The 20,321-nt window shown below is 66.5% G+C and carries 18 protein-coding genes; 12 read left to right on the top strand and 6 right to left on the bottom strand.

Annotated features, from left to right (window positions below; genetic code table 11):
- Window positions 1-6 precede the first annotated feature (6 nt).
- The 4 genes from AB4879_RS02700 to AB4879_RS02685 all read left to right on the top strand — a co-directional run bounded on the left by AB4879_RS02700 (window position 7) and on the right by AB4879_RS02685 (window position 3,948).
- Window positions 7-606 (top strand): isochorismatase family protein, encoded by a 600-nt coding sequence (locus AB4879_RS02700; protein ID WP_370506317.1) that lies wholly within the window; start codon window positions 7-9, stop codon window positions 604-606.
- Between the two features lie 387 nt (window positions 607-993).
- Complete coding sequence (locus AB4879_RS02695; protein WP_370506316.1) at window positions 994-2,112, top strand: hypothetical protein; 1,119 nt, start codon at window positions 994-996, stop codon at window positions 2,110-2,112.
- A 225-nt stretch (window positions 2,113-2,337) separates the two neighbouring features.
- Window positions 2,338-3,438 (top strand): hypothetical protein, encoded by a 1,101-nt coding sequence (locus AB4879_RS02690; RefSeq protein ID WP_370506315.1) that lies wholly within the window; start codon window positions 2,338-2,340, stop codon window positions 3,436-3,438.
- A gap of 36 nt (window positions 3,439-3,474) precedes the next feature.
- Window positions 3,475-3,948: an RrF2 family transcriptional regulator gene (locus AB4879_RS02685; RefSeq protein WP_370506314.1), complete on the top strand. Its 474-nt coding sequence runs from the start codon at window positions 3,475-3,477 to the stop codon at window positions 3,946-3,948.
- Here AB4879_RS02685 and AB4879_RS02680 read toward each other — a convergent pair.
- On the bottom strand, window positions 3,945-4,337 hold the full coding sequence (locus AB4879_RS02680) for a VOC family protein (RefSeq protein WP_370506313.1): 393 nt from the start codon (window positions 4,335-4,337) through the stop codon (window positions 3,945-3,947). The genes AB4879_RS02685 and AB4879_RS02680 overlap by 4 nt on opposite strands.
- 92 nt (window positions 4,338-4,429) lie before the next feature.
- Here AB4879_RS02680 and AB4879_RS02675 point away from each other — a divergent pair, with 92 nt between their 5' ends.
- Window positions 4,430-5,554: a TDT family transporter gene (locus AB4879_RS02675; RefSeq protein WP_233209384.1), complete on the top strand. Its 1,125-nt coding sequence runs from the start codon at window positions 4,430-4,432 to the stop codon at window positions 5,552-5,554.
- Window positions 5,555-5,638: 84 nt separating this feature from the next.
- On the opposite strand, the gene AB4879_RS02670 is transcribed toward AB4879_RS02675, so the two are convergent.
- Window positions 5,639-6,688 (bottom strand): cupin domain-containing protein, encoded by a 1,050-nt coding sequence (locus AB4879_RS02670; protein ID WP_036343933.1) that lies wholly within the window; start codon window positions 6,686-6,688, stop codon window positions 5,639-5,641.
- Between the two features lie 73 nt (window positions 6,689-6,761).
- On the bottom strand, window positions 6,762-7,175 hold the full coding sequence (locus AB4879_RS02665; protein WP_370506311.1) for a VOC family protein: 414 nt from the start codon (window positions 7,173-7,175) through the stop codon (window positions 6,762-6,764).
- Window positions 7,176-7,272: 97 nt separating this feature from the next.
- On the opposite strand from AB4879_RS02665, the gene AB4879_RS02660 reads away from it, so the two are divergent.
- From AB4879_RS02660 to AB4879_RS02650, 3 genes are read left to right on the top strand one after another with little or no spacing between them, the layout of a single operon-like run.
- Window positions 7,273-8,175, top strand: a complete 903-nt coding sequence (locus AB4879_RS02660) for an LLM class flavin-dependent oxidoreductase (protein ID WP_370506437.1) — start codon at window positions 7,273-7,275, stop codon at window positions 8,173-8,175.
- A gap of 52 nt (window positions 8,176-8,227) precedes the next feature.
- On the top strand, window positions 8,228-9,397 hold the full coding sequence (locus AB4879_RS02655; protein ID WP_370506310.1) for a lactate 2-monooxygenase: 1,170 nt from the start codon (window positions 8,228-8,230) through the stop codon (window positions 9,395-9,397).
- A gap of 4 nt (window positions 9,398-9,401) precedes the next feature.
- Entirely contained in the window at window positions 9,402-10,076 is a 675-nt protein-coding gene (locus AB4879_RS02650) for a pyridoxamine 5'-phosphate oxidase family protein (protein ID WP_370506309.1), read from the top strand.
- Here the strand turns inward: AB4879_RS02650 and AB4879_RS02645 are convergent.
- From AB4879_RS02645 to AB4879_RS02635, 3 genes are all read right to left on the bottom strand, one after another.
- Window positions 10,024-11,454 carry an MFS transporter gene (locus AB4879_RS02645; protein WP_370506308.1) on the bottom strand — a complete coding sequence of 477 codons (1,431 nt, stop codon included), beginning with the start codon at window positions 11,452-11,454 and terminating at the stop codon, window positions 10,024-10,026. The genes AB4879_RS02650 and AB4879_RS02645 overlap by 53 nt on opposite strands.
- 216 nt (window positions 11,455-11,670) lie before the next feature.
- Entirely contained in the window at window positions 11,671-11,898 is a 228-nt protein-coding gene (locus AB4879_RS02640) for a hypothetical protein (protein WP_370506307.1), read from the bottom strand.
- Between the two features lie 122 nt (window positions 11,899-12,020).
- Window positions 12,021-13,343, bottom strand: coding sequence for a flavin monoamine oxidase family protein (locus tag AB4879_RS02635; protein WP_370506306.1), 1,323 nt, complete (start codon window positions 13,341-13,343; stop codon window positions 12,021-12,023).
- 102 nt (window positions 13,344-13,445) lie between these two features.
- Between AB4879_RS02635 and AB4879_RS02630 the strand changes: the two genes are divergently transcribed.
- The 4 genes from AB4879_RS02630 to AB4879_RS02615 form a co-directional block, all read left to right on the top strand.
- The gene (locus tag AB4879_RS02630) at window positions 13,446-14,309 is read left to right on the top strand and encodes an ion transporter (protein ID WP_370506305.1); all 864 of its coding nucleotides are present in this window, start codon (window positions 13,446-13,448) and stop codon (window positions 14,307-14,309) included.
- Between the two features lie 146 nt (window positions 14,310-14,455).
- Window positions 14,456-14,779 carry a hemophore-related protein gene (locus AB4879_RS02625; protein ID WP_370506304.1) on the top strand — a complete coding sequence of 108 codons (324 nt, stop codon included), beginning with the start codon at window positions 14,456-14,458 and terminating at the stop codon, window positions 14,777-14,779.
- 339 nt (window positions 14,780-15,118) lie between these two features.
- Window positions 15,119-16,729: a PfaD family polyunsaturated fatty acid/polyketide biosynthesis protein gene (locus AB4879_RS02620; RefSeq protein ID WP_370506303.1), complete on the top strand. Its 1,611-nt coding sequence runs from the start codon at window positions 15,119-15,121 to the stop codon at window positions 16,727-16,729.
- 59 nt (window positions 16,730-16,788) lie between these two features.
- On the top strand, window positions 16,789-20,321 hold a 3,533-nt coding region (locus tag AB4879_RS02615; protein ID WP_370506302.1), incomplete at its 3' end, for a beta-ketoacyl synthase N-terminal-like domain-containing protein.

The following is a 20,321-nucleotide window of genomic DNA, read 5'->3' as shown; positions in this document are numbered from 1 at the left end:
TGCGCCATGACTGAACTCAACACCCTGCGGGCGCTCGCGGGCCTTCCGCTCGATCCGCCGAGTCTGGCCACGTCGACGTTGATCCTGATCGACTGCCAGAACACGTACACGCAGGGTGTGATGGAACTCGAGGGTGTTCAGGCCGCACTGGACGAGGCGGCCGCGCTGTTGGATCGCGCGCGGACTGCGGGCATCCCGGTCATTCACATCCAGCACGACGACGGCCCGGGCTCGCTGTACGACATCAGCGGGGAGAGCGGTGCGATCGTGGCCCAGGTCGCCCCTCGCGACGGCGAACCGGTGGTGGTCAAGAGCTACCCCAATTCGTTCGTGCACACCGATCTCGACGATCGGCTCAAATCGGTGGGCGCCGAGAACCTGATCATCGGCGGATTCATGACACATATGTGTGTGAATTCGACCGCGCGAGGCGCGTTCAACCTCGGCTACGCGCCCACGGTGGTCGCGGCGGCGACCGCCACGAGGTCGTTGCCAGGAGTGGACGGTGCGGCCATCACCGCGGCATCGCTGCACGCCGCGAGTCTTGCCGCTCTCAAGGATTTGTTCGCTGTCGTCGTCGCCGATTCGGCCGCGATCTCAGACTGAGACGGCCCCGCGTCCTTTCCTGAGAGGTTTGGGCCATAAACCTGAGAGTCGGCTCGGCAGATTTCACTCTTCGACATGCCTGGCTCGGGACTTCCTGCTCGGTGTATTGCCGTAACGGAAATTTGCTGAACCGGGGCTGTAACGGCATATCAGCAGGTCAAATCAGCTAATAAGCTTCGCTGTGTCGCACTCCTGTCGGGGTCTGACGTTCTCGTCAGAAAATATTTTCGACAAAATCGTCAATTTCTGTTTTCCCTCAGGTTTTTCTCAGGTACCTTCAGCTTTGTCAGTGTTGACCCCAGCCCGGGAGGGATTGAAATGCAAATCTCCATACGCTCTCAGCTCATTGCGGGAACCGCTGCCGTTGTCGGCGCCAGCGCGATTGCAATGACGCCAGTAACGCAGGCCAATCTCGCGTTGCCCGACCTCCACATCCCGTCGGTGAATCAGGTGGCGCTGGCGGGCTTCGACAGCCCGCTGTCCGAGCTCCTCGGCACGGTCAGTTCTCTCAATCAGTGGGTGCTGAGCGCCGATAACACGACTGCTGGCTATACCGATCTCGGCGGCCTGGTCACCGCCGGCGGCGTCGCCATCGCGAAGGGCGGCTACCAGTTCAATGCGGTCGGTCTGCTTCCGCAGATCATCAACGACCACCTGCCGATCATCAGCCAGATGGGGTACAACGGGGCGGCATCGCTGGGGAGCGCCGCCAACGCCGCAACAACGATCGGATTGATCGCCAGCGAAGGCTTGTGGAACCTGCCCGGCGCATTCGTGACGGCCACTCAGCAGGCGCTCTCCGGCGACATTCCCGGCGCCATCTCGACGTTGCAGTCCGCGCTCGTGGGACCGTTCGTGGCCGCCGGCCAGGTCGCCCTCGCCAGCGCCAACTACATGCTGGACAACGCAGTCGCACGGGGCACCGCCCTGCTCGGCGCCGTTCCGGACCTGGTCAACCTGGTCGTTCAGAGCTCCATCGGCCAAGCTCAGGTGCTCGCCGGCGCGTTCAGCGCCGTCGTGCAGAACGTCATCACCGGCATCACCAACGGCAATGCCGAGGAGGCGTGGAACGCTGCGGTCGACGGGTTCTTCGGACCGCGGGGCATCCCGGGCACGGTCCTCAACCTGACGGTCGGTGCCGGCGTGCAGATCGACGCTGCCACGGTGGTGCCGAGCGCTCGCGGCGTGATCCAAGCCGCGGTCCACGGTATCGCCGACGCGCTGTCGCAGACCGGATCGGCGCCGCCGGTTCCGCCGCCGGCCGCCGCGAAGAGCGCATCCCCGTCGGCATCGGCACTGCGTGTCGCCGCGGTGGAGGAGTCGTCGCCCGCTGTTGACAGCGGTGCCGGCAACGCCAAATCGGGTAGCGGCAGCGATGCCTCCGCGTCCGATCACTCCAACACCAGCAACGCGAAGAGTGGAAGTTCAGGCAAGTCCAGCGCCAAGAAGGGCGTCGCCGGCTCGAAGCGGCCCGCCAAGGCCTCGGCCAGCAAGTCCGCGGGGTAATCCGCAGCATCGACAGGGTGCCCCTCCTTTTCGAAGTCCTCGAAAGGGAGGGGCGCTCTGTTTTCCCATTCGTCAAATTGAGTGAATTACTCGAATAGCAATTGGGTCTTTCTCTCTAAGTTTCCTCTCAGGTATTCTTAAGGCCGCAATTGGCCTGAGTGCCGGGGAGGTGAGCACGCGGTGCGGCGCGGCATTGGTGCGATTTTCACGACTGGAGTAGCCCTCGTGGGCGCGACAGTTGTCGTCGCCAACCCGGTATCGGCACCCCAGTCGGACGTTCGGGTTCCCCCGGTGAAACTGTCGGCCGACAGCACGGCATCGACCACGGCTCTCGACCGGGCTCTGCTCGAGATCCTGACGCGAGACGCCAGTGACACGAGCCCGGCGGACCCGCTGAAGAAAGTGGTCGCCGGCGTCGTCACCAATGTCACGATGCTCAGCGGCCGGGCGGTGGACGAAGCGTTCTGGAGCGACGTCTCCGGGACACCGACGCCGATGCGCGTCCCGTCCCCGGTGCCGCCCAAGGCGGTCGCCGATCTGCTCAGCGGTCCGCCGACTGCCGTACCGTCAGCCAACGCGTCCGCCGCGATCAGCGAGGATCGCCTGCAGCATGCCGTGACATCGGTCGCCGACTACGTCGGCTATGTGAGCGTGCAGGTCGTCGAGGCGACCGTCGCGGCCGCCCGGATCGCCGTAGCCAAACCGCGGCTGATCGCGGACACGCTGGCCGCGCTCACCGACGGTGACGTCGACGCCGCCATCACCACCGCTCTGCGGGTCGTCGCGGTGCCCATCGGGCCGCCGTCGAAAATCGTGAAGGCGATCCGCAGTGAGGTCCGCCAGCGCCTGACCGAGCTGACCGACATCTTGCGCCGGCCCGCGCCGTCCCGGCCGAAAGCGACCTCGGCGGTCAGCCTCTCGGCAGTGGCCGACAGCGTGGCATCGCTGCGCCGCACGCTGGGTCATCGCCGCAGCCTGACCGTCGCGGCCCGACCGGGGGCATCCTCGAAGCCGGCTACGTCCACCACGACTGAGACGTCCACCAAGCCCGAGACATCGGCCGACCCGACCGACACCGGCACTGTCACCGCTTCCGACACCAAACCGACCGCCGCCAACGGTGCGACGGATTTGAGCGACGGCAACAAGGCGGTGCCGCACACCAAGGCTCCGCAATCCCCAGGCCAGCAGCGCGTCGAGACCTCGGTCGCCAAGGTCCGCACCTCGCTCGACCGATTCGCCGACACCCTCCGCAGGGCGCTCACGCCGCACCGGGCGCCGCAGCGCACCGGGGGCACACCAGCACCGGCATCAGACGCCTCGTAAGCCTGCTGTCGACCTGGCAGTGGCACAATTCGCGGAATGCGGATGTCAGCGAAGGCGGAATACGCCGTCCGCGCCATGATCCAGCTCGCATCACTCGACTCGGGCGCGCTGGTCAAGACAGAGGACCTGGCCAAGGCGCAGGGCATCCCCGCGCAGTTCCTGGTCGACATCCTGTCCGGTCTGCGCACCGACCGGCTGGTGCGCAGCCACCGCGGCCGCGACGGCGGCTACGAGCTGGGCCGGCCGGCCGCCGACATCAGCATCGCCGACGTGTTGCGCTGCATCGACGGGCCGTTGGCGAGCGTGCGTGACATCGGCCTGGGCGACCTGCCCTACAGCGGGCCTACCGCGGCGCTGACCGATGTGTGGCGGGCGCTGCGCGCCAGCATGCGCTCTGTGCTCGAGGAGACCAGCCTGGCCGATGTGGCCGGTGGGCAGCTACCGGCCCACGTCGCCGAGCTGGCGCACGACTACCTGAGGCAGGAGAACCGGCGCGGGCACAATGGCTAGTCGGCGCCCGACCCGTACGGCCGGGTGATGATCTCCAGGTAGTGGCCCGCCGGGTCCCGGAAGTACACGCCGCGGCCGCCGTCGTTGTGGTTGATCTCGCCAGGCCGGGCGGCGCGGGGATCTGCCCAGTGCGGTAATTCTCGATCAGAGATCTTGCGGTAGATCGTGTCGAAGTCGTCCTCGGACACCAGGAAGGCGTAGTGCTGCGGGTGAATTGGTTCATCGGCAGGCACGTCGGCGAAGTCCAGGCTCAGCCCGTGCTCGAGGGTGACGACGAGGAAATGTCCGAACGGCGCGGCATCCGGTAGCCCGAACAGCTCGGTCAGGAAATCTGCGGACTGCTGCTTATCATGTGCGGCGACGATGGTGTGGTTCAGTTCGATTGCCATTACCCTTGCCAGTCAAGCACTTTGGGTCACCCCGTGCAATGATCACCGGCCTACCCGGTCACGGCCGTCGGATGCCGTACCGTCTGTTGCTTATGGCAACACCGAAGACCCGGGTCGAAGTGCTGGGCAACATCGGGCCCAACTGGTTCGCGTCGGTCATGGGCACCGGAATCGTCGCGACCGCGGGTGCGACGCTGCCGATCCAGCTCCCAGGATTGCGCGGGTTCGCCGAGGTGGTCTGGGTGATCGCCGCGGCGCTGCTGGTCGTGCTGATCGGGATCGTCGGCCTGCATTGGCTGCGCCATCCCACCGTCGCGCGCACCCATGCCCGCAATCCGCAGATGGCGCACTTCTACGGTGCGGCGCCGATGGCGCTACTGACCGTCGGCACCGGTGCGGTGCTGATCGGCCGAGATCTGATCGGCGAGCGGCTCGCCGTCGATCTGGACTGGGTGCTGTGGACCGCCGGCACGGTGGGCGGGCTGTTCACCGCGGTGAGCATCCCGTTCCTGATGTTCACCCAGCACAACGTCGAACCCGACGCCGCGTTCGGCGGCTGGCTGATGCCGGTTGTGCCACCGATGGTCTCGGCGGCCGCCGGCGCGCTGCTCATCCCGCACATGGCGCCGGGCAGCGGGCGCACCACCATGCTGTACGGCTGCTACGCGATGTTCGGACTGTCCCTGGTTGCGGCGTTCATCATCATCACACTGATCTGGAGCAGGCTCGCGCTCTACGGAACGTCGGGAACCGCCAGGGTTCCCACGCTGTGGATCGTGCTCGGGCCACTCGGCCAATCCATCACCGCCGCAGGGCTTCTCGGCCACGTAGCGGCAACGGCCGTCGAGCCCGGGCTGGCCGAGGGACTGAATGCGTTTGCCGTCATCTTCGGAGTTCCGGTGTGGGGCTTCGCGATGCTGTGGATAGCGCTGGCCGCCTCACTGACGATTCGCACCCTGCGCCGCGGTATGCCGTTCGCCCTGACCTGGTGGAGCCTCACCTTTCCGGTGGGCACATTCGTCACCGGCACCACCCAACTGGCGGTGCACACCAACCTGCCGGCGTTCAAGGTCGCGGCGGTGATCGCCTACGCCGGGTTGCTGAGCACCTGGCTGCTGGTCGCGGTGCGTACCGCGCGGGGCAGCCTGCGGGGCAATCTGCTCAATCCGCCGCCCGGCGCCGGGCCGATCCGCGCGCAGAAGGACCCCGCTCGCTAACGTCCCCACGCCCAAACCGACGTCTCGCCGCGAAAGTTCGAGTGCCAGGCAGCAAAACGTCGATCTCGGCGGTGCTTCGACGCCCTAGTCGCGTGGATCAAGCGGGTTGACCCGGTTGACGATCAGCGGATCGGCCTTGGTGAACGGGAAATTGGGCAGGTCGTCGATATGGACATTGAACGTCGCAGCGAGTACTTCGCGCGAGTACGCGCTCGCCGACGCCCGATATCCGATATCGCCAGGGGTGGGCTGGTCGAAGAAGATCGCGAAATGCAGGTCGGGAGCGTCGACCACCTCGATGTGGTGAGGGTACGCACGAGGGATGAAGTACATGTCACCTTGCTCCAGATACCAGGTGTCCAACGTTCCGTCAGGGTCCATGACCGTCATCCGCGAACTTCCCGACGCGACGTAGCCCATCTCCGCTGTGACCGGGTGCCAATGCGGTTCGCGCATTCCGTCCTCACGGATCCGAAGTGAGTACATCGACATGTCCTTGAGGGCGGGCCAGAACTGGACCCGGGCCAGGCGTGCCGATCCGACTGCGCTGCCGACTGGCGGGCTCTGTGCCTCGACCCCGAATTTGTGCGGATCGTCGAAGTGGGCGGTGCTCGGAACCGACGGATCCCCAACGCGTGCAGCGAGCTTCCGGTCGGTGGTGTCGCGGCGGATCTTCGCGAAGTCCGAAGCCGGCAGGTCGTAGGTGTTACCCAACACCGCATCTGTCATCGCGCCGAACGCGGCCCCGAGGCCGAAGTCCTCGGGCCGCTCGTGCCGGAACGAAAGGATGAACTCGGCAGGTTCCTCGCCGATGTTCTCGATGTGATGCAACGAGCCTGAGTCGACATGGAACATCTCGCCGGAGCCGATCGTGAACGACGAGAACTGGCTGCCGCTGTCGAGAATCGAGACCAGACAATTACCGGTGACGCAGTAGGCCAATTCGTTGGCGTTCGCGTGCCAGTGCGGCGTGCGCATCGCACCCGGATTGATCACCAGGCGCTTGATCGAGAGGCCGGACAGGATGGGCAGGTTGTCGGCAGTGACGCGGCGGATCGAACCGAGATCCGATTCTTCAACGATCTCACCGTCGAGCAACGACACCGAATGTTCGCTGCGCTTTAGTCTCGACATCTCTGACTACACCTCTCGTTGGGCGAACGTGACGAAGCGGGAAGCTCACTGCTCAAGGACGGTCGTCGGGGCGTTACTTGCGGGCGGTGAGCTCCAAGGCGATGTTGTCGGGGTCGCGGAACTCGAGGATGTAGGCGATGCCGATGTCCTTGATCGGCTCGTGCGCGATGCCCAGGGAATCAAGGTGGCCGGCGGCCTGCTCGAGGGCGTCCAGACTGGGCAGGACGAACGCCAGGTGGTCGAGGCCGACCCGGTCCTCGTCGAAGGCGCCGGTGCCGGTGGGTCGCAACCCGATCAGGTTGTCGCCGATGTTGTAGATGACGCCGCCGAACAGAAACGAAAGCTGCTCGCGGGTCGCGGCATCGGCGTTCGCCGGCAGCTCGGCGTAGACGGGCCAGCCGAACACGCTGTCGTAGAACCGGCGCGAGGCGTCGATGTCGGTGACGGTCAGCCGCACGTGGGCGACGGCGGAAGTGGCGATCGGCATGAGCTCCATCCTGTCAGCAGGCCGGATCTCTGTCAGTAGGTCGGATCGGCGCGGGTGGCCGCCGCGCCGTGCCAGAATCGCGAGCGTGCAGATTGGCATGACATTGCCGGTGATGGAACCGGACGTTGACGCAGACATCCTCAAGCGCTGGGCGCAGACGATCGACGAGGGACCGTTCTCCTCGCTGTGTTGGGGGGAGCGGATCGCGTTCGGCAACCCCGATTCCCTGACGCTGTTGGGAGCGCTGTCCGGCTGGACCGAGCGGGTGCCGCTGGTGGCGACCGTCGTCGTGCCCCAGTTACACGATCCGGTGATGCTGGCGAAGGGGCTCGCGACCGGCGACCTGCTGTGCGGCGGACGGCTGACCGTCGGTCTGGGCGTCGGGGGCCGGCACGAGGACTATCGCGCCGTCGGCGCCGATCCGAAGACGCAGACCATGCGGAACATGGCCGAGCGGGTGGCGATCATGCAGCGGGTGTGGGCGGGGGAGAAGATCACCGAATCGGTGCTGCCCGTCGGGCCCCGTCCCGCCCGCGATGGTGGGCCACGGCTGCTGGTCGGTACCACCGGACCCAAGACGGTACGCAGTGCCGCGCCGTGGGCTGAGGGCCTGGCCGGCATCTCGATGGACCTCGACCTCGAGAAGGAGAACGCGCTGTTCGACGTCGCCCGCGACGCATGGGCCGCGGCGGGTAAACCCAAACCCCATCTGGCGACGTCATTTTGGTTCGCACTCGGCGAGGGAGACGCGCCTCGTCAGCAAGTGATCCAGCATCTGCGCCACTACATGAACTGGATCCCGCGGGAGTACGTCGATGCGCTCGCGCCGACCGCGGGCTGGGCCGGCACCGAGGAGGAGCTCGTCGCGGTGCTGCGCGGGTTCGCCGAGATCGGCACCAGCGAGGTACACCTCATCCCCACCAGCAGCGACATCGACCAGGTGCGCCGGGTCGCCGAGCTCGTCGGTGAGGTTTCCACCCACACGGGAGTTTCGGCGTAGAACTGCGAGTGGAACTCGCCATGATGTCGATGTCGCGCCAGGAGGATCACCGATGACCCAGCCGTACGGCAACTACCAGATCGAGATCTACTTCCAGGGTCTGACCGGTACGGTACCCAGCCTCCCGATGTCCTTCGACGAGTTGGAAGCTCGTGCCGCCCAAGCCCTTCCGTCGTCGATATGGTCCTACGTGGCCGGCGGCGCCGGTGACGAGCGCACCCAGCGGGTGAATGTCAGCGCCTTCGAACAGTGGGGTCTGATACCGCGCATGCTGGTCGGCGCCACCGAACGCGACCTGTCGGTCGAACTGTGGGGACGGCGCTGGCCCGCCCCGGTGTTCATGGCGCCGATCGGGGTCATCGGACTGTGCACCCAGGACCACCACGGCGACCTCGCTGCCGCGCGGGCTGCCGCCCGCACCGGGGTGCCGATGTGTGTGTCCACACTGACGATGGACCCGCTGGAGGACGTCGCTGCCGAATTCGGTGACACGCCAGGGCTTTTCCAGCTGTACACCCCAACCGATCGCGAGATGGCGGAGAGCTTTGTACGCCGTGCCGAAGCCGCCGGGTACACCGGAATCGTGGTCACGCTGGACACCTGGGTGCCCGGCTGGCGGCCGCGCGATCTTTCCACCGCCAACTTCCCCCAACTGCGCGGCATGTGCTTGTCCAACTACATCAGCGACCCGGTCTTCCGAGCCAAGGTCGACGCCGACATCGATGCCGACCCCCGCAACGCCGTGCTGTCCTGGGTCAGCAACTTCGGAAACTCGCTGACGTGGGACGACTTGACCTGGCTTCGATCGTTGACGTCATTGCCGCTGATCCTCAAGGGCATCTGCCATCCCGATGACGCCCGGCGCGCGATCGACGCCGGTGTCGACGGCATCTACTGTTCCAATCACGGCGGTCGGCAAGCCAACGGCGGTGTGCCGGCCATCGACTGCCTTCCCGACGTCGTGGCGGCGGCCGGTGACGTGCCGGTGCTCTTCGACTCCGGGATCCGTTCGGGCGCCGACATCGTCAAGGCTCTGGCGTTGGGCGCCAAAGCCGTTGGCATCGGTCGCCCCTACGCCTACGGTGCGGCGCTGGCCGGCACCGACGGGATAGTGCACGTGCTGCGCTCGCTGCTGGCGGAGACCGATCTGATCATGGCCATCGACGGCTACCCGACGCTGGGGGACCTGACCCCCGCCGCGTTGCGGGCCGTGCGACAGTAATCCCATGCCGCAACCGTCGACCAGGGTCAGCCGCCTACCGGAGAAGCAGAACACCGAACGTTCGCGACTTGACGAGCTTCTCGATGCCACTCCGCTGGCGACCGTCGCGTTGATCCGCGACGGACACCCGGTGATATTCCCGATCGGCTTTGCCCGGATCGGCGATGAACTCGTGATCCACGGATCGACGGGCTCGCCCTGGCTGCGGCAGCTCGCCGACGGCGCACCCGCCGCGGTCTCGGTCACCGCTCTCGACGGAGTCCTGGTGGCACGCAGCGGTTTTGAGTCGTCCTTCCAGTTCCGCAGCGCCACCCTGTTCGGAACCTTCGACGCAATCGAGGAATCCGACAAGATTCGCTACCTCGAGACGCTGACCGACACTTTCATCCCGGGCCGGGTGGCGGAGCTTCGCGCGAGTTCGCGCAAGGAACTGGCCGCCACCATGGCGCTGCGGATGGCGATCACCGATGACAACTGGTCGCTGAAGATCGGCGACGGGTGGCCCGAGGACGGCGAGGAGGACGTGGCCGCCGGGGCATGGGCCGGCGTGGTCCCGCTGACGACTGTCTACGGCGAACCCCGCCGTGCGCCGGACTGTGATCCCACAACGCCGGTGCCACCGTCGGTCAGGGCGATGTCTGGTGAGCTGTCGAACCGGCGGGGGCGGCAGTTCCGGTAGTGAACGGTTTCGGCCGGAGGATCAGGCTGAACACCAGTGCCACGACGCCGATTCCGACGGCAAACCACAATGCGTGCTGGAACGTGGAATCCGTGCCCGAGCCGACGATCGGGCCGGCCCATGCGAAGCCCAGTGTGAAGCCGATGCCGTAGCTGGCATTGGCGATGCCGGGCAGCGCCCCGGGCGCCTCGTCGGATGCCTGCAGCACGCCCAGTGAGCTCAGCGGTGTGAGTATGACTGCGGTGCAGGTGAATCCGAAGATCACCATCAGCGCCGCGACTACGTATTTGTGGTCGGCGAACGCCGCTATCAGTGCGACCACGACGATCGTGGCCACGATCCCGGCCCGCAGAACGGTGACGAATCCGATGCGAACCGCCAACCGTCCGATGAACGGTGCGGTGATGACCTGAACGACCGCACCGGGGGTCAGAAACAGTAGGGCGGTCGTCGTCGCGTTGAGGCCGAAGCCGGAGTCCGGGTCTTCGGCCATCGCGGGCACGATGAAGCCGAGCACCACCATGAACGATCCCATCACCAGAATGGTGACGACAAGCAGCGGCCAGGCCTCGCGGGAACGCATGTGCTTGAGCGCGATGAGGGGATGTGCCACCCGCCTGTCGACAACGACCAAGGCGAGGAAACCCACAACGGCGGCCGTCAGCCAGATCAGCGCGGGCGCCGACACCCACCCTTGGTGCCCGCCGTTGGACAAGAACATGGTGATCCCGCCGACAGTCAGGCCGATGAAAACGGCGCCGACCCAGTCCATCCGGCCCTCCGTGCGGGCGACCTCGTCGGCGGGAACCCATTTCCAGACGAAGGCGACGGCGATCAGGCCGACCACGAGGATCAGGGCGAAGATCGAACGGTAACCGAACGCGTCGGTCATGATGCCGGCCAGGAACGCGTCGCCGCCGGCCACCCCGCCGTTGATCGATGCCATCACCCCGCAGCACACGCCAAATGTCGCGCCGGACAAGCGTGCTCGCAGAATCAGGAAGGCAAGACCGTAGGTGATGTTGGAGGCGCCCTGCAGGAATCTGCCGACCACCACGATGGGGAGTGAGGTGCTCAGGCACAGCACGGTGCCGATGCACATCACGACCACGATGCCGATCAGGACCCGCTTGCGTCCGATGTAGTCACTCCAGCGGATCAGCACGACGTTGGCGAGCGCGCCGGCCAGATAGAACGGCGTCGACATCGCCACGAACGCACCGGGACCCAAGGTGTCGTTGATGTCGCGGACGGCCGGCGCCAGCATGGTGGCGTTCAGCGAGAACGACATCAGCGAGAAGACCAGAGCCGCCACCAAGAGGACGATCTGCCTGCGAGAGAGGGAATCCGTCTCGGCGGAAGTGGGTGGCTGGCTCACGATGGATGCATCGTAAGTGACGGCGTGCCGGCGTGCCGCCCTTCAGCTGGGGTTTTTGGGTCCCAACAGAGTGCGCCAGAATTTCCGGAACCACTCGGGAAAGGCGACGTCCTCGCCGCGGTGTTCCGGCCGCGGCGGTGTCGCCGGCTGGTCGGGCCGATCGGGCTCGGGCGGGTGAGGTTCGGTCACGGTGTAGCCCACCGTATCGGAACGGATCTACGCGGACAGCTCATCGGTGGACTGGGAGGCGATGGCGGCCAACCACTCGGCGCTGACAGTCAGATCGTCGAGTTGACGGTCGATGCTCTCCACCCGATGGGATAGCTCGCGAAGCTGGCGTGCCAGTCCGGCTCGCTCTCGGACCAGCTTGGCCCGCAATCGCTCGACCATCACCAACAGCGACTGAGCCTCCGAGCTCGTCGGCGTTTCGGCGGTCGCGGTCATCGGCGTCTCCTCGGAAGAAAGGAGATATGGCTATACCCCCGGTTCGGGCTTCCTGAACATCGAATTTTGCCGACAGTGACTCTGTGCGGCCGGTGTCGGGTCCGGTGTCGCGCGTGCGCGGGTTATGCCAGGACGCGCTCGGCTTCCCGCTGACCGCTCAGGTAGGCGCCGTGGACCGTGCCGAACCACTCGGGATTGGTGGCTTCGCCGGCGAACATCAGCCGCTCGCCCACGGGCTCGCCGAGAGCGCGCATGTCATCCGGGCTCGACCCGACGGCGATGAAACTATACGAACCGCGGGCATATCGATCGGTTCCCCACTTCGTGACGATGGACCCGGTGGGCGTGGGGGCGTCGATCGCGGCGATCAGTTCGTTCACCGCGTCGGAGTCCGACATCGACTCGCGCGACCAGGCGGCCTGCCCGCCGCGCAATCCCACCAGCACGGGTCTGCCGGCGAAGACGAGTCCGTTGACCAGATCGGTGACGGGCTGGTTGTCACCCACGAGGCCGATCATCGGTGTGGATTCCGGCCAGAACGGTGCGTCGAATGCGACGACCACCTTGTTCAACAAGCCGAACCCGAGTCGCTCGATGGCATTGCGCTTGGCGTCGGGCAGCGGCGGGTCGAACACGATGGTCTCGGCCTTGAGCACCCCGAGCGGAACGGTCACGATTACCCGGTCCGCGGTGACGGTGCCCTGTGAAGTGTCGATGCGAACCTGATCGCCGCCATGCGCGACGCGGGTGACCTCGGTGCCCAGGCGAACGTCGAGACCCTTCGCGACGTACTGGGACAACTGGGTGTAGCCGCCGGGGAGGATGACGTCGGGACCCTTGAACTGTTCCTCGCTGCCGAGCCAACGCAGGGACATCTGAGCCGGGTCGGCCGCGTACTCGCCCGCGATGCCCGAGGTGACGTTCCACGCGACCAACGGATCGTCGAGGTTCGCGATACCGATCAGTCCGTCGGCGACCGACTCTTCGGCCGAGGCGTCACCGCTGAGGTCGTCGAGTTCGCGGGCGATCCGGTGCCAGTCCTCTGCGGACGCCGCGGCGGCCTTCTTGTCGACGAGCCGGTGATCGTCGAGCAGGACGAAGTCCTCGAAATCGGTCGGCACCGTCTTGGCGCCGACGTCATGGGCCAGCGTGGTGAGGGGATTGCTCTCGGTGCCGTGGATCCACGAGGCGCCGACGTCGATCGGCACCCCGAGCGAGGTGTCGGTCCGCGTGCGGCCGCCGATCCGGTCCCGCGCTTCGAGCACGGTCACCCGCAGACCGGCGTCGGCCAGCTTCCGCGCCGCGGCGAGTCCGGAGAATCCGGCACCGACGACTACGACATGTTCGCGGTCTTCTCCGTTCGTCCCGCCGCACCCCGGCAACAGGGGAGCGGCGGCCAGCGCGCCGAAACCCAATAGGAACCCGCGGCGCCCGACCCCACGCATGGCGGTGACGCTAGACGCTCGCCGCGAGCGGTCACGCCGGATTGGCCGATGTCGCCAGCGGATCGGCCAGTGGTCGGTGCCGACCTTTGCTATGCACTAATCGTGCAACCCACCACAGCGCCCGAACCGCTGACACCCAAGCCTGTGCCCAGCGTCGTGGCAGTGTGCCGGAGGCTGGTCGGTAATCCATTCTTTGAAACCCTGATCGTGATCGTGATCATGATCAACGCCGCCATGCTCGGGGCGGAAACTTTCCCGACGGTGTCGGGCGGACTCGATCACGCCTTCGACGTGGGCTACAACGTGATCCTGGCGATCTACGTCGCCGAACTGGTGATCCGGTTCACGGCGGCGGGCTGGAGCCCCCGTGTGTTCGTCAAGACCCCGTGGAACATCTTCGACTTCATCGTGATCGCAGCGTCCTTCGTGCCCGGCCTTCGATCGACCGCGATGCTGCTGCGCCTGGTTCGGCTGGCGCGGATCGTGCGCATCATCCGGTTCCTGCCCGACCTGCAGATCGCCATGGGCGCGATCGCGCGAAGCATCCCCGGGGTGGCATCACTCGCGGCGGCCACCGCGCTGCTCATCTACATCTACGGAATGCTCGGCTGGCTGTTCTTCGGCACTTACGCTCCCGAGCACTTCGGAAACATCGGTCGCGGGATGATGACGATGTACGTGATGCTGACGCTGGAGAACCTGCCCGAGAACGTGGACATGGGACTGAAGGTGTCGCCCTGGTCGGTGCTGTTCTTCATCAGCTACACCGTCATCCTCAGCTTCCTGGTGTTCAACCTGTTCATCGGCATTGTGCTGAACTCCATGGAGGAGGCGCGGGCGGCGGACCGGAAAAAGCACGAGAGGGACGACCTGCTCGAGCGGCTGCGCCTGGCCCGCCAGGCGCTCGAGGACGCCGAGCGGGAACTGCAGCGGGCTCACCGGGATGACGGGAAACCGGGTTTGTGAACCCTCGGCGCCTGTGAGTTGAGGCGTTTTCCGCACCGCGCAAGAGCACCGTGATTAACTGGCGGCTTCTCAAGATGCGGCAGTTGTGGCAAATAGAAGGGCACTCGTCCATGAACTCATCACGGTGCTTACGACGAGTCGTCGTTGTGGGAAGTCTGATCGCACTATTTCCCCTCGCGCCGGCCGCGCCCGCCTCGGCGGATCCGATCATGGACGCGCTGGCTAACACGTCTTGCACTTACGCGCAGGTGACGGCGGCCTTGAATGTCGAGGCGCCGGCCCTGGGTAAACAGCTCAACGCGCGGCCCGATATGCAGGCCAATATTCAGCAGTTCCTCGCCATGTCGACCGACCAGCGTCAGCAGGCGCTCGCGCAGCAGCAAGCAGGGAACCCACAGTTGAATGCGTTGATCTTCGCGCAGATCGGCCCACAGATTACGCAGGTCGCGAACACCTGCATGAATTACTGACTCCGCGTTCGGCCGGATTCCGGGTCGGCTGTGACGGTTCCGCCGGGGAGCCTAACCTCACACCGTAAACGTGGTTATGCCGTTTGCGTGTTGTCCTGACGGCCCCGAGCGTGGCGGGCTTGATTCCTGCGAAATCGCTCACCGTCTGTTTTGCTGCACACCCAACAACGGAATTCGTAGAACTGGCAATAAAAGCACCAGCGACATGTCATTTCGGCAACCGTGTCGGCGGGGGGCAGCGTAGGGTCGTCTCAGAGTTACCGCCGGGTAGTCCGCCGGGCGCATGAACGTGTTCTAAAACCAAGATTTGTCGCGCGCGTAAAGCTAGAGTCGCACCTCATGCAGGCGACGTTGGCTAACTCTCATCCGACCAATGGCGCCTCTCCGGCGTTGCTCGATGGGTCTGACGTCAACGAGGCACTCGCCGCAATCCGCAGGCCGGTCGCAGTCGTGGCTTCGGCGTATGGGCCCCGCCCCGTGGTCCTCGACGGCGCCGGAGTGCTGACGCCGGAGCTCATGCGCCACGACGTCCTCGCGGTTCTGCCACCCATCTATCCCGAATGGCTCGGCGACCGTAGTTTCACCGCGACACACGGTGTGCGTTTCCCCTATGTCGTCGGCGAGATGGCCCGCGGCATCGCGACACCCCAGATGACCGTCGAGGGTGTGCGCGCCGGGGTGATGGCGTTCTACGGAAGCGCCGGCCTGGATCTGGCCACCGTGGAAGCGGGCCTGCGGGAAATTCAGGCCGCGTTGGGTCCGAGCGCCAGCGGCTGGGGCGCCAACCTGATCCACAACGTCCAGAGTGACGGCGTCGAACTGGCCACGGTGGATCTGTTCCATCGGTTGGGTGTCCGTTACGTCTCCGCGTCGGCGTTCATGCGTCTGACACCCGCCGTCGTCCTGTATGCGGCGAAGGGTCTGCACCGCGACGCACACGGACAGATCGTGCGGTCCGGGCACATCTTCGCCAAGGTGTCCCGCGACGAGGTCGCCCGGCAGTTCCTGTCGCCCGCTCCGGAAGCGATGTTGACCGCACTGGTCGCCGAGGGCCGGCTCACGGCGGAGGAGGCCGCGCTCGCCGGCGGCATCCCGATCGCGGAAGACATCACCGCCGAGGCGGACTCGGGTGGCCACACCGACAACCGCGCGCTGACTGTGCTTCTCCCGCGGTTGATCAGCCTGCGTGACGAGATCGCGGCCACCTATCGCTACTCGGTTCTGCCGCGGGTCGGTGCCGCGGGCGGACTGGGAACACCTGCCGCGGTCGCCGCTGCGTTCGCCGCCGGAGCCGCCTACGTGCTGACCGGCTCGGTCAACCAGTCTGCGGTGGAAAGCGGTCTCTCGCCGGACGCGCGGGCGTTGTTGGCGATGGCCGAATCGACCGATGTGGCGATGGCGCCGGCCGCGGACATGTTCGAGATGGGCGTGACGGTGCAGGTTCTCAAGCGCGGCACGATGTTCGCTCAGCGCGGGCACCGGCTGGCCGACTTCTACCGTCGCTACTCCTCGCTCGAGGAGGCCCCGGCCGAGGAACTCGCGAATCTGGAAAAGACGGTCCTCGGCCGCAGCGTCGCCGATATCTGGGCGGACACCGAGGCGTTCTTCGCCAACAGTGACCCGCGGCAGGTGGAACGCGCGGCGGCGGATCCGAAACATCGCATGGCGCTGGTGTTTCGGTGGTACCTCTTCACGGGTTCGCAGTGGGCGCGCGACGGCAACACCGCCCGCCGCGGTGACTACCAGATCTGGTGTGGGCCCGCCATGGGGGCCTTCAACCAATGGGTTCGGGGGAGTTTCCTCGAGCCAGTGGAAGCGCGGACGGTTCGCCAGATCGCGCTCAACCTGCTCGAGGGAGCTGCGACTGTGACCCGTGCCGGGCAGTTACGTGCAGCGGGCGTCGCAATGCCCGCTGCCTCCTTCGATTTCCGTCCACGTCCTCTCGGATAAGGGTTATCTTGACTGACAACACGCACCAGCCCACTGCAACTCCTATCGCGGTGGTCGCCATGTCGGCGATCTACCCGGGTGAGTCTGGGCTCGACGGCTTCTGGCGCACCATCACCACCGGCCGCGATGCGATCGCCGATGTTCCTCCGTCGCACTGGCTGATCGAGGACTACTTCGACGCCGACCCGAAGACGCCGGACCGGACGTACTGCAAGCGGGGCGGTTTCATCGACCCCGTGGACTTCGATCCGGTGAAGTTCGGGTTGCCGCCCAACGCATTACCGTCGACGGACACCGGGCAGATCCTCGCGCTGGTGGCGGCCAGGCAGTTGCTCGACGAGGTGCAGCGTGGCGGCGCCGAGGTCGACCTGGATCGGGTGGACGTGGTACTCGGGGTCGCCTCGACGACCGAACTGGTGGTTCAGATGGGCTCGCGGATGCAGCGACCGATCTGGCGTAAAGCTCTGCTGGAAAACGGTTTGTCCGAAACCGAAGCCGACGAGATCTGTCAGGACATCGCCGATCACTACGTGCCATGGCAGGAGAGCACCTTTCCGGGCCTGCTCGGCAACGTGATCGCCGGTCGCGTCGCCAACCGCCTCAACCTCGGCGGCGCCAACTTCGTCACCGATGCCGCCTGCGCGAGTTCACTTTCCGCGCTGCAGTCGGCTCTGCACCGGTTGTATCTGCACGAGTCGGATGTGGTGCTGACGGGCGGCGTCGACGCACTCAACGACGTGATGATGTTCATGTGCTTCTCGAAGACGCCGGCCTTCTCCGCGACCGGTGACTGCCGGCCGTTCTCCGCCGGCGCGGACGGCACGATCATCGGTGAGGGCGTCGGCATGGTCGCCCTCAAGCGTCTCGCCGACGCCGAGCGCGACGGAGACCAGATCCACGCGGTGATCCGCGGCCTGGGCTCGTCGTCCGACGGGCGCGCGTCCAGCGTCTATGCCCCGCGTTCCGAAGGACAGGCCAAGGCGCTGCGCCGTGCCTACGAGCGTGCCGGCTACGACCCCTCGACGGTCGAGCTGGTCGAGGCGCACGGCACGGCGACCAAGGCGGGCGACGTCGCCGAGTTCGCCGGATTGAAGTCGGTGTTCACCGACAATTCGGCACGGATCGCGCTGGGATCGGTCAAGTCCCAGATCGGCCACACCAAGGCGGCGGCAGGCGCCGCAGGTCTGATCAAAGCTGTTCTGGCGCTACAGCATTCGACACTGCCGGGCACGCTGAAGGTCGAACGTCCCAACCCCGCGATGGGGATCGAGGATTCGCCGTTCTACGTCAACGCGCAGACCCGGCCCTGGGTGCGGAAGGGCGATCAGCCCCGCCGCGCGGCGGTCAGCTCCTTCGGCTTCGGTGGCAGCAACTTCCACGTGACGCTGGAGGAATATCAGGGCGAGCACCGCGCCAAGCGGCTGCGGACCCTGCCCAGCGAACTGGTGGTGCTCAGTGCGTCGTCGGAGGCCGAGCTGCAGAAGCGGGCGTCCGATATCGCCGCGGCGGCCCGCTCCGGCGAAAGCCTCGCCCGCATCGCTTTCGATGCCGCCGAGGGATTCGACGCATCGCAGCACGCGCGTGCCGGGCTGGTGGCGACCGACGCCGAATCGCTTGCCGCGGTTGCTGAGCGGCTGAGCGCCGCGCTGGCCGGCGGCACCGTCGCGACCCTCAAAGATGCCAACATCGCCGTCGGCATCGGGCCGGCACGTGAAGGCAAGACGGCCTTCCTGTTCCCGGGTCAGGGCAGCCAGTACGTCGGGATGGGTGGTGACCTCGCACTCGCGTTCCCCGAAGCGCTCGCGATCTGGGACGGGCTGCAGGGCGATCTGGCCGACCTCCCCGGTGTCGTGTTCCCGGAGCCGGTGTTCGACGCCGCCGCGGCCGACGCACAGAAGAAGGAACTCACCGCGATGGCCAACGCGCAACCGGCCATCGCCGCAACCAGTCTCGCGCAACTGGCGCTGCTCGACCTCCTCGGTGTGAGCGCCGATGCCGCCGCCGGCCACAGCTTCGGTGAGGTCACCGCGCTGGCGGCCGCCGGTGTCCTGCCGATGGAAAGCCTCGTCGAGACGGCGCGCACCCGCGGCACGCTGATGAACGAAGCGGGCCAGGGCAAGGATGGCGCGATGCTGGCGGTATCGGCGACAGCCGATGACGTACGTGCGCTGGTGGCATCGCAGCCAGACAACGGATCGCTGGTCGTCGCCAACGACAATGCGCCGACCCAGGTGGTGCTGGCCGGTCATGAGACCGATATCGCGTGGGCCGAGAATGCGGCGAAAGCCAAGGGCTGGACGGCGGTTCGCCTACCGGTCGCCTCGGCTTTCCACTCACCGATCGTGGCTTCGAGCTGCGCACCCCTGACCGCATATCTGAAGACCCTGAAGATCGGCCAGCCGAACTTCCCGGTGTATGCCAACGCCACTGCGCAGCAGTACGGCGAGGAGGTCGCCACCCAGCTCGGTGATCAGGTACAGCAGCTGGTGCGTTTCCGCGAGATGATCGAGGCGATGGCGCGCGACGGGGTCACGCGATTCGTCGAGGTCGGCCCGGGACGGGTGCTGACCGGACTGGTCTCCAAGATCCTCGGATCGACTCCGCACGCGGCGATCTCCCTGGACGACCAGAAGGCCGACGGGCTGCGCGGTTGGCATCGCGGGCTCGCGGCATTGGCCGCCGACGGCGTGGCCCTGGATCTCGGCGCCCTCTTCGACCACTACGAGGAGCCCCTGCAGTACGTTCCGGCCCCCAAGCATGCGGTGAAGGTGGGCGGGGCCAACCTCGGCAAGCCGTATCCGCCTGCCGACGGCAAGGTGTCGATCACCCCCAAGCGGACTCGGGTGAGCACGCCCAGCCCGGCACCGGCGGCCGTCACGGCGCCCGCGCCCGCGGTTCAGCAGCCCGCGCCGGCCGTGCAGCGCATGGAGTCGCCCGCGGCTGCCGCGCCGGCGGCTGTGGCTGCCGCGCCGGCGCCCGTGGCGCAGGCACAAGCGCCCGTGATTCACCAGCAGGCACCCGTGGTGCAGCAGCAGGTGGAGGTACAGGCCGAGGTGATCGAAGCACCGCTGTCCGGCGATGTGTGGAGCGTCATCGACAGCATCCAGAAGGAAACCGCCGAACAGCACCAGCGCTACATGGATGTCGTCACGCGTAGCCACCAGGCGTTCCTGGACATGTCCACCCAGATGATGGCCCACGTCGTGGGTGATCCGAAGGCCACGGCGCAGACACCGATGGTGATGGCGAGCGTCGCGCCGCAGCAGGTTGTGGCGCCTGCGCCGGCTCCCGTCGCGGTTGCACCTGCGCCTGCCCCGGTTGCGGTTGCGGCCGCGCCGGTGATCGCACCGCCGGTCGCGCCCGTCGCCGTCGCTCCGGTCGCTGCGGCTCCGGTGGCTGCTGCGGTTGCGGTGGCTGCGCCGGCTGTGGCTGCGGGTCCGGCTGCGGGTGATGTTGTGTTGTCGATTGTTTCGGAGAAGACGGGTTATCCGGTGGACATGCTCGGGTTGGGCATGGAGATGGAGGCTGAGCTCGGGATCGATTCGATCAAGCAGGTCGAGATTTTGGCGGCGTTGCAGGCGAAGTTCCCGGG

It is taken from the genome of Mycobacterium sp. SA01 (genome assembly GCF_041287105.1).
Classification (GTDB): domain Bacteria; phylum Actinomycetota; class Actinomycetes; order Mycobacteriales; family Mycobacteriaceae; genus Mycobacterium.
The sequence above is the reverse complement of the archived record's forward strand: the minus strand, read 5'-3'. Positions and strand labels throughout refer to the sequence as shown.

Excerpts from the sequence above, each read along its gene's own strand:
- AB4879_RS02675 (WP_233209384.1), top strand. The coding sequence starts at position 4,430 with ATGGCAACACCGAAGACCCGGGTCGAAGTGCTGGGCAACATCGGGCCC.
- AB4879_RS02640 (WP_370506307.1), bottom strand. The coding sequence starts at position 11,898 with ATGACCGCGACCGCCGAAACGCCGACGAGCTCGGAGGCTCAGTCGCTG.
- AB4879_RS02655 (WP_370506310.1), top strand. The coding sequence starts at position 8,228 with ATGACCCAGCCGTACGGCAACTACCAGATCGAGATCTACTTCCAGGGT.
- AB4879_RS02650 (WP_370506309.1), top strand. The coding sequence starts at position 9,402 with ATGCCGCAACCGTCGACCAGGGTCAGCCGCCTACCGGAGAAGCAGAAC.
- AB4879_RS02680 (WP_370506313.1), bottom strand. The coding sequence starts at position 4,337 with ATGGCAATCGAACTGAACCACACCATCGTCGCCGCACATGATAAGCAG.
- AB4879_RS02665 (WP_370506311.1), bottom strand. The coding sequence starts at position 7,175 with ATGCCGATCGCCACTTCCGCCGTCGCCCACGTGCGGCTGACCGTCACC.
- AB4879_RS02620 (WP_370506303.1), top strand. The coding sequence starts at position 15,119 with ATGCAGGCGACGTTGGCTAACTCTCATCCGACCAATGGCGCCTCTCCG.
- AB4879_RS02670 (WP_036343933.1), bottom strand. The coding sequence starts at position 6,688 with ATGTCGAGACTAAAGCGCAGCGAACATTCGGTGTCGTTGCTCGACGGT.
- AB4879_RS02685 (WP_370506314.1), top strand. The coding sequence starts at position 3,475 with ATGCGGATGTCAGCGAAGGCGGAATACGCCGTCCGCGCCATGATCCAG.
- AB4879_RS02660 (WP_370506437.1), top strand. The coding sequence starts at position 7,273 with ATGACATTGCCGGTGATGGAACCGGACGTTGACGCAGACATCCTCAAG.
- AB4879_RS02695 (WP_370506316.1), top strand. The coding sequence starts at position 994 with ATGACGCCAGTAACGCAGGCCAATCTCGCGTTGCCCGACCTCCACATC.
- AB4879_RS02635 (WP_370506306.1), bottom strand. The coding sequence starts at position 13,343 with ATGCGTGGGGTCGGGCGCCGCGGGTTCCTATTGGGTTTCGGCGCGCTG.
- AB4879_RS02700 (WP_370506317.1), top strand. The coding sequence starts at position 7 with ATGACTGAACTCAACACCCTGCGGGCGCTCGCGGGCCTTCCGCTCGAT.